Below are 15,797 nucleotides of genomic sequence, written 5' to 3'. Positions count from 1 at the left end.
GATAACAGGATCCGGCATCACTGCGGGTTCATAAGGGATCTTTCGATAGCCTCACGATTACTCCAGGATTTTGTCAGCGCGGCCGCCTGTTCCGCAGGTAACCACTGACAGGATAAATGTTCGGTCAATGTCACCGGCAACTCTGCCGGCAACGATAACAAAAACCAGTGTTCCTGATTATGAGTGACGCCGGGGGCATACCGGTGCCGGTAATGAGGGAAGATCTCAAAAGTAATCTCATGCCGGCAATCCACCAGCGTTACCCCTTCGGCCTCAATATCGAGGCCTGTCTCTTCCTGCACTTCCCGACGGGCCGCCTGCGCAGGACTCTCCCCCGGCTCCAGGCTGCCGGTCACCGACTGCCAGAAGGCGGCGTCATCCCGGCGCTGTAACATCAGCACCCTGCCGGTATCCTGCGCATAAATGACGACCAATACCGAGACCGGGTGCTTATAATTCGTCATCAGTGACCGGCCGGATCCGCAGGTTTCTTCTCTTTTTTCACTACCTGCAATGCCAGCTCTTCCAGAGCATCCGGATTCGCTTCGCCCGGAGCATCGGTCAGCAGGCAGGCTGCGGCGGTAGTTTTCGGGAAGGCGATAACATCACGGATGTTATCCGTCCCGGTCAGTAGCATTGCCAGTCGATCCAGACCGAACGCCAGACCGGCATGCGGTGGTGCACCGTACTTCAGCGCATCCAGCAGGAAGCCAAATTTCTCCTGCTGCTGTGCTTCATCAATGCCCAGCAACGTAAACACGGCCTGCTGCATGCTGCCGTCGTGGATACGGACCGAGCCGCCCCCGACTTCATAACCGTTGATGACCATGTCATAAGCATTCGCGATCGCTTCAGCCGGTGCGGCCATCAGCGCCTGTGGTGACAGATCACGCGGTGCAGTGAACGGATGGTGCATCGCTGCCAGGTGCCCTTCACCATCATCTTCGAACATCGGGAAGTCAACCACCCACAGCGGTGCCCAACGGGAAGTTTCAGTGATCTCCAGGTCACGTCCGGTTTTCAGACGCAGCGCACCCATGGCATCAGCCACTACACCGGCATTGTCTGCGCCAAAGAAGATCAAATCGCCGTCGGTCGCACCGGTACGTTGAAGAATAGCTTCGATGATTTCTGCGCTCAGGAACTTCGCCACCGGGCTCTGAATACCTTCCGGCAGTGCATCACGCTGGTTCACCTTCATCCAGGCCAGGCCTTTCGCCCCGTAGTTACCGACAAATTTTGTGTATTCATCAATCTGTTTACGGGTCAGTTGGGCACCGCCGGGAACACGTAATGCCGCCACACGACCTTTGGCATCATTGGCCGGCCCTGCAAAGACAGCAAACTCAACGCCTTTCACCAGGTCAGCCACATCCACCAGTTCCATCGGGTTACGTAAGTCAGGTTTATCAGAACCGTAACGACGCATCGCTTCTGCGTAGGTCATCTGCGGGAAACTTCCCAGATCGACGTTGAGAATTTCCTGCCACAGTTCACGGATCATACGTTCCATGATTTCACGAACCTGAGGTGCCGTCATAAACGAGGTTTCCACGTCTATCTGAGTGAACTCAGGCTGACGATCGGCCCGGAGGTCTTCATCACGGAAGCACTTCACTATCTGATAATAACGATCAAAACCGGAGATCATCAGCAATTGTTTAAACAGCTGAGGGGACTGCGGTAGCGCGTAGAACTCGCCTTTATGAACGCGGCTCGGCACCAGGTAATCACGTGCGCCTTCCGGTGTCGCTTTGGTCAGCATCGGGGTTTCAATGTCGAGAAACGCATTATCGTCCATAAAGCGACGCACAAAACTGCTGATACGGGCACGGGTTTTGAAACGCTGAGCCATTTCAGGACGACGCAGATCCAGGTAGCGATATTTCAGGCGTGCTTCTTCGGAATTGACGTGGTTTGAGTCCAGTGGCAGAGGTTCAGAACGGTTGATAATCGTCAGGCCGGTAGCCAGAACTTCCACTTCACCGGTTGCCATGTCCGTATTTTTATTACGCTCATCACGTGCACGTACCACTCCTTCCAGGGAGATGCAGAACTCGTTACGCAGTTCTGAAGCCAGTGAAAAGGCTTGTGCATAGTCAGGGTCGAAGAATACCTGAACGATACCCTCACGATCGCGCATATCGATAAAAATCAGGCTCCCCAGGTCACGGCGACGGTTTACCCAGCCGCAAAGAGTGACTTTCTGTCCTACATGGGACAGGTTGAGCTGTCCGCAATATTCTGTACGCATTACGCTATCCTTTTTTGACCTTGCCGCAGCGGTCTGAAAATGTGTCCGGAGTGTTTGCCGGCAAAGCAGGCCGGCTACAAAATGGGGCGTATTATACTGGAAAATCTGCCCGAGGATAAGTACAGGCGCGTGAAAGCGGTTGTTTCCTCGCCATTCAGTCGCAGCACGTTTCGTTCCCGGCAGGATCCGGGCTATTCTTCCGCGATATTATCCCTGGTCAGTCACCTCAGAAGGGCACCCCGTGAGTCTGCGCATCGGATTACCTCAGTGGCAACACCCGAACTGGAAACGGGCAGGCCTGCATACTCTGGAAGAGTATGCCCGGCATTTTAATTGTGTGGAAGGGAATACCACGCTTTATGCGCTACCAGAGTCAGAAACCGTTCTGCGCTGGAAAGCCATGACGGATGAGGCATTCCGTTTTTGCTTTAAGTTTCCGGCCTCCGTCAGTCACAACGCACAATTACGCCACTGTGACGATTTGCTCAGCGAATTTTTACGCCGTATGGACCCGCTTAGCGAGCGCATTGCTCAATACTGGTTACAATTACCGGCCCGCTTTTCTCCCGCACAGTTACCGGATTTGTGGCAGTTTCTGTCTGCCCTGCCCGACACGTTTAACTACGGGGTGGAAGTCCGTCACCCGGAATTTTTTGCGCGGGGGGAAGCAGAACGGGCCCTGAACCGGGGACTGGCTGATCGCGGTATTAATCGCGTGATCCTCGACAGCCGGGCGGTACATGCATCCCCTTCCCGAACGGCTGCCGCGCTGGATGCCAAAGCCAAAAAGCCCAAAGTGCCGGTACATGCCGTACGCACTGCCGACGCACCGATGATCCGCTTTATCGGCAGTGATGATGTTAATGATTCCTCAGCCCTGTTTTCTGACTGGTCCGCCCGGTTAGAGGAATGGCAGACAGCCCACTCACCGTTGCTGTTTATCCATACACCGGAGATGGGTGACGTGTTCCCGTTACTGCACCGTTTATGGCCGCAGATCCAGCCTTACAGTGACGGATTACCGTCCCTTCCCGAATGGCCGGATCAGGCGAGCCTGTTCTGAGAACAGCGCGGAGAGCGGAACAGATAAAGCGACTTTTTCATGTATTGCGGCCTGAATGGGGGCTGAGATGCGTGAAAAGTCACGCTGATGGGTGCAGGCTGCGCCAGTTTCTGCGAGAATAGGCGTTTTCTGGACCTTGCGGATAGTGTGATGTCTGACCGTGATACCCTTTTTTCAGCACCCATTGAACGATTAGGTGACTGGACTTTTGATGAACGGGTTGCCGAAGTCTTCCCGGATATGATCCAGCGCTCAGTGCCCGGATACTCAAATATTATTTCCATGATAGGGATGCTGGCCGAACGTTTTGTCCGGCCGGATAGCCGTGTCTATGACCTTGGCTGTTCGCTGGGGGCTGCTACCCTCTCCGTACGCCGCAATATCCGCCATCCCGGTTGTGAAATTATCGCCATTGATAATTCACCGGCAATGGTGGAACGTTGCCGTCGCCATATCGATGCCTTCAGGGCAGAGACACCGGTACAGGTGATTGAAGACGATATTCGTTCTGTCGATATCAGTAATGCATCGCTGGTCGTGCTGAATTTCACGCTGCAGTTTCTTGACCCGGCAGAGCGTCTGCAACTGCTGGAGAAAATCTATCAGGGGCTGAATCCCGGCGGTGCGCTGGTGTTATCAGAAAAATTCAGCTTTGATGATGAGAAGACCGGTGAACTGTTATTCGAAATGCACCATGATTTTAAACGTGCCAACGGTTACAGCGAGCTGGAAATCAGTCAGAAACGCAGCATGCTGGAAAATGTCATGCTGACAGACAGCGTCAGTACGCATAAATCACGACTGGCGCAGGCCGGATTCCGTCATGCGGAACTGTGGTTTCAGTGTTTTAATTTTGGTTCACTTGTGGCTTTAAAATGATTGATTTCGGACGTTTTTATCAGCAAATTGCGACGGGGCCTCTCGCCCCCTGGCTGGAAGTGTTGCCGGCTCAGTTGAGTCAGTGGCAGCGTGAGAGTTTACATGGCCATTTCCGTCACTGGAAGAAGACCATTGACCACTTACCGTTGCTGACACCGCAACGCCTTGACCTGGTCAACGGCGTCACCGCGGACAGCGATGATTTGACCCCGCGCCAGCGCCAGGGGATTGAGACATTACTGCGCCAGCTGATGCCCTGGCGCAAGGGTCCCTTTTCACTTTACGGCACCGATATTGATACAGAGTGGCGTTCAGACTGGAAATGGGATCGGGTATTACCGCATATTTCCCCGCTGGAAGGACGAACGATTCTGGATGTCGGTTGCGGCAGCGGCTATCACATGTGGCGAATGCTGGGTGCCGGGGCTTCCATGGTGGTCGGTATCGACCCGATGCAGCTGTTTTTATGCCAGTTTGAAGCGGTCCGTAAACTGCTGGGCGATGACCCGCGGGCGCATCTGTTACCGGTAGGTATCGAACAGTTACCGGAACTGAATGCGTTTGATACCGTTTTCTCGATGGGCGTCCTTTACCACCGCCGTTCCCCCCTGGAGCATCTGTGGCAACTGAAGAGTCAGTTGGTCAGCGGCGGCGAACTGGTACTGGAAACGCTGGTGATCGAAGGTGATGAAAACGCGGTACTGGTACCGGGAGAGCGTTATGCGCAGATGCGAAATGTCTATTTCCTGCCTTCCGCTGCAGCACTGAAAAACTGGCTGGAAAAATGTGGCTTTGCGGATGTCCGTATTGCCGACCATGCACTGACCTCAACCAGTGAACAGCGCCGGACCGGATGGATGACCAGCGATTCACTGGCAGAGTTCCTCGACCCGGAAAATCCGCAACTGACCGTTGAGGGTTATCCTGCACCGTTACGTGCTGTACTGATTGCACGTAAACCCTGATGCTGCTAACGGGGCCAGTCTGCTGGCTCCGTTCAGCTCAGCGTCCGGGCAGCCTCTTCCCGCGAAATACCTTGCAGTGAAGCGGACCGTGAGTCTGCTCTGCTGAAGACTCTCTGCGACAAACGTCTCCGGACGACCATGACCCGCTTGTGCGTTTTTTCTGCACGGTATCTCTGTGTGTCTCCGACCCATTATTCATCCTGCACCACCGAAAAAGTGACAGCGTCACTAATCAGCCCGCAAAAAGCTGCGCTACTGCAGCATACTCTTCATCGCCGCCACCATTTCTTCATCCACCACATAACGGGTAAATTCATCGGCAGACCCCAGGGCACTCATACGCACCCCCGCTTTGCGATAATGCATCGGTGAACTGACCGGTTTACCGGCCGAGCTGTGGACTTCAGTCAGTCCGGCAGCCACAAATCGCTGCAGGTTACTGAGCCTGACACCGGCTCCGGCCATAATTACCGGCCCGCCCCTGGTCTGACTCAGTTGGTTTAGTTCGGTTAACAGCACCAGTCCGTTTTCGGCACATTCCTGTTGTCCCGAAGTCAGAATGCGGTCTGCACCGAGGTCGGCCAACTCTTCCAGCGCACGGTAAGGGTTATGACAGAGATCAAAAGCCCGGTGAAAAGTGACCGATATGCCTTCGCAAAGATGCATAACTTCTTTCATACGTGGCAGGTCGATATGCGCTCCGGCATCGAGTATGCCAATCACGAGCCCCGGGAACCCCATTTCACGGACCCGTGCAATATCAGATTTCATCACCCGGAACTCTGACTCGCTGTAACAAAAATCGCCCCCTCGCGGACGGATGATAGGATGCACCGGAACGGTCACCTGCGAGATGACTTCCTTCAGAAGACCAAAGGAGGGGGTGAGACCGCCTTCCGACGGGGCAGCACATAACTCGATGCGATCAGCGCCCGCCTTCTCAGCATTAAGGGCACACTCCGCACCGTAGCAACAGATTTCCAGCATAGCCATGACATTCTCCTTATAAAAGTTCGGGCAGGTTGTTACAGTGTGATATTGGGGCGATAAACGACCGTGCGTCGTCCTGTAAACGGGAGGGGTAATAATGACATTCAATTTCAGAGAAAGGGTCGACCGGGTTCACAGTGATAGCGTTAAGTGGGCGAAATATGCCGGAAAAGATATTCTCCCCATGTGGATTGCTGACAGTGATTACCGCACGGCACCTTGTGTCATTGAGGCCTTACAGCAGCGCGTGGCTCACGGTATTTTCGGGTATCCGGTCGCACCGGAAAAACTGGCAGAGGCTTGCATGGCCTGGCTTGCCCGCCATCACCAGTGGCACGTGCCACGGGAATGGCTGGTGTTTCTGCCCGGGACACAATGCGCCATTGAAATTATTCTTCGCTACCTGAGCCGTCCCGATCAGGCCTCACTTACGACCTCCCTGCACTACCCGCCTTTCAGTCAGTTTGCACAGCGCCTTCAGCGGCGGCAATCGCTGATGCCGGTACGGAAAAGTGATCAGCACTGGCAAATGCCGCTGTCACTCACGGATGAAAAGCTGCAGGGGGACGAGAAATGGCTGTTTCTCTGTAATCCTCATAATCCCGCCGGCTATGTCTATCCGCGGGAAGAACTGCTTCAGCTCCAGCAGTTTGCCCGCCGTCACAACCTGCTGGTCTGCAGTGATGAAGTCCATGCGGATCTGGTGCTGACGGCGGGTAAACGGCACCAGCCATTTGCTGCACTGAATGAAGATGCCGCCCAACGATCCGTGACTCTGTTTTCCCCGGCCAAAGCCTTTAATACTGCCGGACTGGGGCTTTCGGTTGCCATCATTGCCGACCCGCACTTACGTGACCGCTTCGTACAGGCCACTGAAGGGCTGCTACCGCCTCCGTCAGTGACGGGGATTATCGCGTCCGAAGCCGCCTGGGAACACGGCGATAACTGGCTCCAGGCTCAGAAGGATTTTTTGCGTAATAATCGTGATCGACTGGCTGATGCTGTCGGGCAAATCCCCGGCCTGAGCATGATCACCCCGCAGGCCACCAGCCTGGCCTGGATTGATGCCAGCGGACTTGGGGTGGATAATCCCGCACTCTGGTTTGAACAGCACGGGCTTGGGTTCAGCGCGGGCGCCCCCTTTGGTGACCCGCACTCCGTGCGGATGAACTATGCCTGTGCCCCGCAAACGCTGGATCTGGCTATCGGGCGGCTTGCGCACGCTGCCAGAGAAGCGACCGCTTAAATTATTTCGCCTGTTCGCTGGCGACTACCGCTTCCAGGGTATGCGGATGAAATTTAATGGTCGTTTTACCGTCCGTCACCGCCAGTGTCGGATTAGGCAGTATATCCTGGTCCCCTGCCGGACGACTGGTTTTAAACGAAATTCCGGGTGCTGTCAGCCCGTGGTCGGCAATCAATGCCATAGCCCGTTGCCCGAGCGTGTCAGGATCCCCGGGCAATACCACCTCAATATGTTCCCAGCCTTCATGAGGATAACGCTTGCTGCCAGGCCAGGGTAATTCCACCGCCCGTATCTGCCAGCCCAGTAAGCTTATCGGCTGATGCAGGCGGAACAGACAAATCGGCCGCTGATTAATTTCAGCCTGTGAGAACATCTCCCCCAGTTGTGACAGTCCTTCAGCCCAACGTTCTGCTGTCGTGTTCTGATGGCAACGCACAGAAATATGGTCAGGCTGTAACTCTGCCAGGGGTAATCCCAGACGCTCCGCAAGCGCGCTCAGGTCACCAGAGAAACGGGATAAATCTGCCGCCAGGTCGGGCAGGAAGCGGGAAAAAGTTGCGTTATCAGTCATAGTCATTTATCAGGATAAGGTCCGGGGCGCTATTTTTGCGGCTTGCCGGGCGTAAGTAAAGTCACGTGATAAAAATAACATCTTCACGGCCATAGGCCGGCCGGCACTACCGGGAAGGTAGCACCGATCCGACTACTGACGTCACCCGCGGTTTCACGTATACTGCTGTGCTAAATTTCGATTAATACCCGTTTGCGCTTTTTTACATGCGTACGCCTGACAGCCTGTCGTTGTCAGGTCAGGGGTTTAACAGCTTATGAAGGTAATTCGGTGAATATTCAGGCTCTTCTTTCAGAAAAAGTCAGTCAGGCAATGATCGCAGCAGGTGCGCCTGCTGACTGTGAACCGCAGGTCCGCCAGTCTGCCAAACCACAGTTCGGTGATTATCAGGCCAACGGCATTATGGCTATTGCTAAAAAACTGGGTCAGGCTCCGCGACAATTCGCAGAGCAGGTTCTCACCCATCTGGATCTGAAAGGTATCGCCGGAAAAACTGAAATCGCCGGTCCGGGCTTTATTAATATCTTCCTGGAACCCGCGTTCCTGGCGGAACAGGCTGAGCTGGCGCTGAGCCACGATAAACTGAATATTTCTCCGGTGACGGCGCAACGTATCGTTATCGACTATTCAGCGCCGAATGTCGCCAAAGAGATGCATGTCGGCCATTTACGTTCAACCATTATCGGGGATGCTTCAGTTCGCACACTGGAGTTCCTGGGACATGACGTGATCCGTGCCAACCATATCGGTGACTGGGGAACCCAGTTCGGTATGCTGATTGCCTTCCTGGAAAAGAAACAGCAGGAACAGGACACCGAAATCGCGCTTGCCGACCTGGAAGCGTTTTATCGCGAAGCCAAGCAGCTTTACGATCAGGATGAAGCCTTTGCCGAACGTGCCCGGGGTTATGTCGTTAAACTGCAAGGTGGCGACGAATACTGTGCACAGATGTGGAAAAAGCTGGTGGATATCACCATGGCTCAGAACCAGCACAACTATGACCGCCTTAACGTCAGCCTGACCCGCGATAATGTGATGGGTGAAAGCCTGTACAATCCGATGCTACCGGGGATTGTTGCCGACCTGGAAGCGAAAGGTCTGGCCGTGGAAAGTGAAGGTGCTGTCGTCGTTTTCCTGGATGAATATAAAAATAAAGAAGGCGAACCTATGGGAGTGATCATCCGTAAAAAAGATGGTGGCTACCTGTACACCACTACGGATATCGCCTGTGCCAAATACCGTTATGAAACCCTGAAAGCCGATCGCGTGCTTTACTACATTGACTCCCGCCAGCACCAGCACCTGATGCAGGCATGGACCATTGTCCGTAAAGCCGGTTATGTGCCGGAAAGTATCCCGCTGGAACATCATATGTTCGGAATGATGCTGGGGAAAGACGGGCGTCCTTTCAAAACCCGTGCCGGTGGTACCATTAAACTGGCCGACCTGCTGGATGAAGCCCACGATCGCGCCCTGACGCTGGTCAGAAGCAAAAACCCTGAGATGGCCGAAGATGAACTGCAGAACCTGGCAGAAGTCATTGGTATCGGCGCAGTGAAATATGCCGACCTGTCAAAAAACCGTACCACTGATTACATTTTTGATTGGGACAATATGCTGGCCTTTGAAGGAAACACCGCTCCTTACCTGCTGTATGCCTACACACGTGTGCTGTCCGTGTTCCGTAAGGCCGGCGCTGATGTCCATGCCGCAGAGGGTGAGATCATTCTGACTGAAAGCCGTGAAGCGGCCCTGGCAACCCGTCTGTTACAGTTTGAAGAAACACTGCTGCAGGTGGCCCGTGAAGGTACTCCGCATGTGATGTGCTCTTACCTGTATGATCTGGCTGGCCTGTTTTCCGGGTTTTATGAACATTGCCCTATTCTGGCTGCTGCCGACGAGAAAACCCGTCAGAGCCGCCTGAAGCTGGCGAGCCTGACCGCGAAGACGCTGAAGTGTGGTCTGGATACCCTGGGTATCAGGACAGTTGACCGGATGTAACTGTCCCCGTCGCCCCGGCATCTGTCGGGGCCGACCCGTGACCGGCTGACACTCACTGACCTTCATTCTTACACTTAGCCCCTGTCCTGTGGTTCACCGGTCAGACGGCCCACTGAACGTAAGTCCTGCAGGAAAGTATCCCGCCAGCGATCTATTGTCTGATGCGTCAGTACCGCCATCATCTGCTGATAACGTTCAATGCGTTCGCTGAGGGGCATCGTGATCGCCTGGTCGATGGCTGCAGCAACTTCCCCGCGATCATACGGATTCACTATCAGTGCTGACGTCAGTTCGCAGGCGGCGCCGGCAAAACGTGACAAGATCAACACCCCGGGGTTTTCAGGATCCTGCGCGGCAACATACTCTTTAGCGACCAGGTTCATCCCATCCCTCAGTGGCGTGATCAGCGCAATATCCGTCAGGCGGAATATTTTCATCAGCAAGCGTCTGTCAAAGTGCTGATTAAGATAATAGAGCGGCGTCCAGCTGAGCGTACCGTATTTACCGTTAATCCGTCCGGCTTCGGTTTCCAGCTGATGGCGGATTTTCTGATAAGCCTGCACTTCTCCCCTGGAAGTCGGTGCTATCTGGGTATAACGGATATGTCCCCGGTGGCGCGGATGGTGCTCCAGCAAGGCTTCATACGCCAGAAATCGCTCCGGCAAGCCCTTGGAGTAATCCAGTCGCTCGCAGGCAATAATATTCTTTGCATCCCCCAACTCTTCGCGGATGGCCACCATTTTCGGCGGTAACGGCCCGGCAGCTATTTGCCGGATACTTTCAGGTTCAATGCCGATCGGGTAATGATCAACACTGAATGTACGCCCGAATGCCTGATAGCGGCCCTCTTCCGTCTTAGTAAGCCCGGTGGCCTGATCCAGGCTGCTGAGAAACGCCTGTTTATCATTTTTCGTCTGAAACCCTAGCAGATCATAGCTGCAGAGCATTTCAAGGAGCGTTTTGTGGTCCGGCAACGCATTAAAAACCTCCGGGGCCGGAAAAGGAATATGCAGGAAAAAACCGACAGGCGGATTTTTTCCTGCCTTACGTAATTCTGCGGCAAACGGCAGCAAATGATAATCGTGCGCCCAGACGATATCGCCTTCACTGAGTAAGGGGGCAAGTCTGGCAGCCAGTAACTGATTTACGCGGCAATACCCCTCCCAGGCTGTGCGCTGGTAGTCCACCAGATCTAACCGGTAATGGAACGCGGGCCAGATCACCGTATTAGAGTACTGGCTATAATACAGATCATAATCATTCTGATTAAGGCTGAATGAAGCATAGTTGATACCGTCATGAGACGTTTTTGACACCGGTTCTTCTTCTCCGGAAATTTCCGCTATTTCACCATTCCAGCCAAACCATAATCCACCGTTCTTTTTTAATGCATCCAGAATGCCCACGGCCAGCCCGCCTGCACTGCTTTTTCCGTTCACCGGCAAAGCTATCCGGTTAGACACTACAACTAATTGACCCATCCTGAAGATTCCTTGTTAGTGAGGATTATCGGTACCGGGTAACACCGGCATGCAGAGCGTATGTCCAATGGCAGTCATTACGCTGATTTTCAACGGAGTATTGACCAGGATCCTGCCATTTTAACGACGTTATGCCGCAGGCGACCGGAGATAGTGGCCAACGCACCCGGAGGTATGCCGGTGAGGCAGGCAACGAGGGTCCCGGGCATATTATTCAGGTTTCGGGGCCCGGTCAGATCCCGGTGGCAGAGAGGCGGATTGAGTCTTGCAGCACGCCTTTCAGTTTTACTGAGTTCAGATATTTTCACCCACGCTTAACTTTTGTTACTTTATTGTTAATAATAGACTGCTTTGGGTAATTTATCCTGCCACGGAGGTCGGTTCTTTCCACAGCGTGGCCGCATGACGAATATTTTCCGGCGGTCTCCTCCGGCGACAGGTATGACTCAATGTGCAGGTTTTCTGATGGAAAATCGTTCAGATCATCCCGGGAGCCTGCTCCGCCTTCGGCATTTAATGACAGGCCGGGTTGAAAAATGGGTTATTGAGCGCATCTGATATACTCATAAGCACAATGAAGCAGTACACAAGAGAGAACTTATTATGACTATTGAATATGCAGTAATTGCCGGGGGCTGCTTCTGGTATCTATAAGACTAGTTATGTATTTTTATGGCAACAAAACTCTTGGAACTTATTGATCTATATGGCTACATATTTTTTGTTGATTTTTATTGGTTACTCATCCAAGGTGCTGTTCTTTGGCTGGTGCCGGTCCCCCAAGGACCTCATGAGTTAGAAGGACCCTGACGATCTGGTCCAGCTTCATGGTAGGCATCGGATATGCGCTAAGTTCTTTTCGTCATTAGGACCTCCTTTTGATTTCCTGTTGAACCTTTGCAGTTACCAGACCGCAAGGTGTTTTAACAAATCAAAAGGGTTTTTTATATACGGCACAAAGCTGAAAGCTTTACGGAACCCCCAGCCTAACTGGGGGTTTTCTGAATAATAAAAAAACCAGTCGGAATGACTGGATTTTTTATTATTCAGAGTTTGAATTCAACTAATCTTCAGGTTCAATTTTATTATCTTCTAAAGGCATTTGGTTAATGTATTTATTAAAATCGATTGGTTTGGGACAAATGCCGCTCCTGGAATGCAGAGATATTTTTTTCGGGAATCCCTAACTTCTCGTATATAGAAGAACATATGATAAAACTCAAGCACTTTTGAACAGTGTGCAAATCCGAGAGGGACATTTTTTTTATCCTGGTTATTGGTCTGCCAAAATGTGCAATTTCACTTCTTAACTCAGATAATGCTGCTCCTATCTTTTCTGACTCTGACAATTTAAGACTTCTTCGGAGAGTTTCTCTTATTTGGCCTTTATCATAGTGTGATATGGGAAAGTCATACTTTTCGTTTGACTTTGTTTTTCCTAAACTATTTGCAATTGCTTCTATTTGTGCGAGATTGACAATTATTTCTGATCTTATTTCAGGCTCTGTTGTTCTTCCAAATTTATTAGACAAAGAAAATGCATACATTTGGAATTTCTCATATTCAGCAAACCAGTTTTTTATTGTTTTTCCAAAATCAATATTTCTTCCATTAATTGGAAGATACATGTGTGATAAATTTGCCTTGAGAACCTTTTCTTTAAATTTGCTTATGTCAAATAGGGTTGTTAAGGTGGGTAAATACTTGAAACGATCCGGCTGTTCGTCGCTTCGATTTAGTACATTTAATCGTGTTCTTCTTGTTGGAGAGAAAATCAATAGAGACAAGAATTGCTCTATCAGTAAAGTATTTTTCATTGCTTCATAAATAGTTAGGCCGTTTTTATTTTTTAACAACAACTCCCAGCCTATATCCGTCCTGGTAAGTATTTCTTCGCCCTTGTATTTTTCAATTACTTCTTTTATTGCATTCTTTATCTCAAGACCTGCTTCTTCATTTCTGCAATGAAAAAGTGTATCAACATTGAACTCTAACTGTTTGAATTTCGCACTGTTCACCAACGATATTTCAATGTCGCCATGATATTCAGCGAAAATCGGTTTCTCAGAATATTTTGCCAAGTCTAGAAATCCTTGAGGGTGGCAAAACTCTTGGAAGTTAGTAAGATCCAATGATATTCCGTCGAATTTATCCTCAGTGGTTGTATGAATCCCGAAAATTACAGAATTAAAAGTAATCTTTGCTTTATATATAGAAATTTCACCAAAATGAAAACCAAACCTGTCTGGATCAAAATCCCCAAATAGTGTGCATTTCTCCCCGTTTTCAAGGGCGCCATGGATATATTTTAATTTTTTATTTTTTTACCGCCGGGTAAAGGAAACTTAATTGGACTCCATTTTCAATACTGTAAGTTAGTTTCCCCGGAAATTCCATGGATATTTCTGATTCATTTGGAATGGTTTCCGCCCAAAACAAGCCAATCCATTCGTATTCTTCGAAGTGGTCATATTTTTTCATAATCATCTACATTTTGTATTAGTTGGAAAACTGAATAAATAAATCTAGGAGCTCATCTTTCTCTATTTAAGTAATGCTTTTTGTTAGTGGTTTTTCGAATGTCGTATTTTCCGAAGGAATTATAAACTGGATCTTCAGGATTGCCGATACCCATGTCTACTTTTTCTTTATAGGTGGGGGATCTATCAAGAATGGAAGCTTCAAGAACAATATTGTAAAAAGCTACCGTGCTTGCATGGTATCTTTTTTGAATCTCATTTTCTCGTGGCTTGGTATCAATGTAATCACGAATGTAGAGCTTCAAAAAATTCTCAAAGCTAAAATCATTCCGATTTTCTTTGTCAGCACAATATTTTTCTTCTTCTGTGTGCTCAATGGAATAAATTAACTTTTTACCTTGGACGCTTTTTGAGAGTGACAAATATTCTTTGGCTTCATTTAAGTTATAAAAAACTCTACTCCGTTGACCTTTGAAGTTCTGCCTTGTAATCCGCACACGATGTGCACTCTTGACAGTGTCATCTTTTAATGTACAACTAATTTCTTGAATGCCTCGCGGTGTGGTGCTGGTCATCAGGAACCTCTAAAATTTGGCTGCCTTTTTGCCATATTTTACAGCGATCAACCAAAATTTGGTAGTGGTTATTTCGGTTCCTGAGATAATATTACCATTACGCGACAAGGACTTAGGAGAGAAAAATGACAGAAACGATTGTGCTTGCCGGAGGCTGCTTCTGGTGTACCGAAGCGGTATTTAAAAGCATTAAGGGTGTGGTATCGGTCGAGAGCGGTTACACCGGCGGAACCACTGTGGATCCGACTTACCAGACCGTCTGTGAAGGGACGACAGGCCACGCTGAAGCTATTCGTATCGGTTTTGATCCGGCACTGGTCAGTTATGGAGACCTGTTGGATATCAGTTTCGCGACTCATGACCCTACCCAGCTGAACCGCCAGGGGAATGACATCGGTACTCAGTACCGCTCTGCTATTTTCCCGGCCACCCCGGCGCAGGAACTGGAAGCGAAAGCCGCCATCGCCCGCGCCGCTGCTGACCACAGTGCGCCGATAGTCACCACTATCGAACCGTTACAGACCTGGTATCCGGCTGAAGACTATCATCAGAACTACTGGGAAGGTGAAGGTCAGCGCAACGGTTTTTGTCTGGCAGTGATCCCGCCTAAACTTCAGAAGCTGCGTAAGCGTTACTCTGAACAAGTGAAAGACTGATCCTGCAACCGCAACCCCTGCCCGAAAAAGCAGCGAATTGCGGTTATATAAAGCAATTCGTTCATAAGCTAACCGGGTAAAACAAAAGAGAAAAATAATTCTTGACCGTTTGCGACTGACTCCCTATAGTAGCGCCCCGTTAGCCGCTACAGCGACTGACAACAAAAAGTGGTGAGGTGTCCGAGTGGCTGAAGGAGCACGCCTGGAAAGTGTGTATACGGCAACGTATCGAGGGTTCGAATCCCTCCCTCACCGCCATCATTCTTTAAGAGAGCCTGAACGAAAGTTCAGGCTTTTTTATTGCCTGTCAGCAGGCATCCTGCCGGGAGGGTGAGAACCCTCGCAGGGTTCGACAAAACCTGACAGGTTTTGCAGGGCCAGCGGCCCCCCGAAGGGCGAGCTGCTACGCAGCGAGTGTATCCCTCCCTCACCGCCATCATTCTTTAAGAGAGCCTGAACGAAAGTTCAGGCTTTTTTATTGCCTTATTTTCTGCCTCACCGGCATCTGGCCGTCACTCTGCGTTCGGCGCTGCGGATAGCGCCCCAACACCTGCTATCCGGGCATCGCCACTGTTTTCCGGTTTTAAAACAAAATCACAATCCGCTTTTCCGCGGATGTTTGCACCGTTGGTCGGG

General features: G+C 50.9%; 14 protein-coding genes, 1 tRNA gene and 1 other RNA gene. 8 read left to right on the top strand and 8 right to left on the bottom strand.

Features of this window, described 5'->3' with window-relative positions; genetic code table 11:
- Positions 1–17: 17 nt before the first annotated feature.
- Together nudB and aspS are read right to left on the bottom strand one after the other, a co-directional pair.
- Positions 18–464: a dihydroneopterin triphosphate diphosphatase gene (nudB, locus tag GTPT_RS09905; RefSeq protein ID WP_025902983.1), complete on the bottom strand. Its 447-nt coding sequence runs from the start codon at positions 462–464 to the stop codon at positions 18–20.
- A complete protein-coding gene (gene aspS / locus GTPT_RS09900; protein WP_025902982.1) occupies positions 464–2,254 on the bottom strand; it encodes an aspartate--tRNA ligase in 1,791 nt (596 codons plus the stop codon). The genes nudB and aspS overlap by 1 nt, the downstream gene beginning before the upstream one ends.
- Positions 2,255–2,495: 241 nt before the next feature.
- Here aspS and GTPT_RS09895 point away from each other — a divergent pair, with 241 nt between their 5' ends.
- The 3 genes from GTPT_RS09895 (at position 2,496) to cmoB (ending at position 5,161) form a co-directional block, all read left to right on the top strand.
- Entirely contained in the window at positions 2,496–3,317 is an 822-nt protein-coding gene (locus GTPT_RS09895) for a DUF72 domain-containing protein (protein ID WP_025902981.1), read from the top strand.
- 150 nt (positions 3,318–3,467) lie between these two features.
- A complete protein-coding gene (cmoA, locus tag GTPT_RS09890) occupies positions 3,468–4,196 on the top strand; it encodes a carboxy-S-adenosyl-L-methionine synthase CmoA (RefSeq protein ID WP_025902980.1) in 729 nt (242 codons plus the stop codon).
- Positions 4,193–5,161: a tRNA 5-methoxyuridine(34)/uridine 5-oxyacetic acid(34) synthase CmoB gene (gene cmoB / locus GTPT_RS09885; RefSeq protein ID WP_025902979.1), complete on the top strand. Its 969-nt coding sequence runs from the start codon at positions 4,193–4,195 to the stop codon at positions 5,159–5,161. Before cmoA ends, cmoB begins: the two co-directional genes overlap by 4 nt.
- Before the next feature lie 252 nt (positions 5,162–5,413).
- On the opposite strand, the gene cutC is transcribed toward cmoB, so the two are convergent.
- Positions 5,414–6,154 (bottom strand): copper homeostasis protein CutC, encoded by a 741-nt coding sequence (gene cutC, locus GTPT_RS09880; RefSeq protein ID WP_038011364.1) that lies wholly within the window; start codon positions 6,152–6,154, stop codon positions 5,414–5,416.
- Between the two features lie 94 nt (positions 6,155–6,248).
- Here cutC and GTPT_RS09875 point away from each other — a divergent pair, with 94 nt between their 5' ends.
- A complete protein-coding gene (locus GTPT_RS09875; protein ID WP_029990143.1) occupies positions 6,249–7,397 on the top strand; it encodes a MalY/PatB family protein in 1,149 nt (382 codons plus the stop codon).
- 1 nt (position 7,398) lies between these two features.
- On the opposite strand, the gene GTPT_RS09870 is transcribed toward GTPT_RS09875, so the two are convergent.
- Complete coding sequence (locus GTPT_RS09870) at positions 7,399–7,968, bottom strand: VOC family protein (protein WP_038011396.1); 570 nt, start codon at positions 7,966–7,968, stop codon at positions 7,399–7,401.
- Between the two features lie 270 nt (positions 7,969–8,238).
- Between GTPT_RS09870 and argS the strand changes: the two genes are divergently transcribed.
- Positions 8,239–9,969, top strand: coding sequence for an arginine--tRNA ligase (argS, locus tag GTPT_RS09865; protein WP_025902976.1), 1,731 nt, complete (start codon positions 8,239–8,241; stop codon positions 9,967–9,969).
- Positions 9,970–10,043: 74 nt separating this feature from the next.
- Here argS and otsA read toward each other — a convergent pair whose 3' ends face one another.
- From otsA to GTPT_RS09850, 4 genes are all read right to left on the bottom strand, one after another.
- Positions 10,044–11,450 (bottom strand): alpha,alpha-trehalose-phosphate synthase, encoded by a 1,407-nt coding sequence (otsA, locus tag GTPT_RS09860; protein WP_025902975.1) that lies wholly within the window; start codon positions 11,448–11,450, stop codon positions 10,044–10,046.
- Between the two features lie 1,118 nt (positions 11,451–12,568).
- Positions 12,569–13,753 (bottom strand): ApeA N-terminal domain 1-containing protein, encoded by a 1,185-nt coding sequence (locus tag GTPT_RS09855; protein WP_169740233.1) that lies wholly within the window; start codon positions 13,751–13,753, stop codon positions 12,569–12,571.
- 13 nt (positions 13,754–13,766) lie between these two features.
- Entirely contained in the window at positions 13,767–13,931 is a 165-nt protein-coding gene (locus GTPT_RS17510; protein ID WP_156097539.1) for a hypothetical protein, read from the bottom strand.
- Between the two features lie 52 nt (positions 13,932–13,983).
- Positions 13,984–14,505, bottom strand: coding sequence for a hypothetical protein (locus GTPT_RS09850; RefSeq protein WP_029991734.1), 522 nt, complete (start codon positions 14,503–14,505; stop codon positions 13,984–13,986).
- Positions 14,506–14,630: 125 nt separating this feature from the next.
- Here GTPT_RS09850 and msrA point away from each other — a divergent pair, with 125 nt between their 5' ends.
- The 3 genes from msrA (at position 14,631) to GTPT_RS17065 (ending at position 15,597) form a co-directional block, all read left to right on the top strand.
- Positions 14,631–15,161 (top strand): peptide-methionine (S)-S-oxide reductase MsrA, encoded by a 531-nt coding sequence (gene msrA / locus GTPT_RS09845; RefSeq protein WP_029991735.1) that lies wholly within the window; start codon positions 14,631–14,633, stop codon positions 15,159–15,161.
- A gap of 170 nt (positions 15,162–15,331) precedes the next feature.
- A tRNA-Ser gene (locus tag GTPT_RS09840) sits at positions 15,332–15,419 on the top strand.
- A 52-nt stretch (positions 15,420–15,471) separates the two neighbouring features.
- Positions 15,472–15,597: non-coding RNA, RtT sRNA (locus GTPT_RS17065), on the top strand.
- The last annotated feature ends 200 nt before the right edge of the window (positions 15,598–15,797 follow it).

The organism is Tatumella ptyseos ATCC 33301, assembly GCF_000735525.1.
GTDB lineage: Bacteria > Pseudomonadota > Gammaproteobacteria > Enterobacterales > Enterobacteriaceae > Tatumella > Tatumella ptyseos.
The sequence above is the reverse complement of the archived record's forward strand: the minus strand, read 5'-3'. Positions and strand labels throughout refer to the sequence as shown.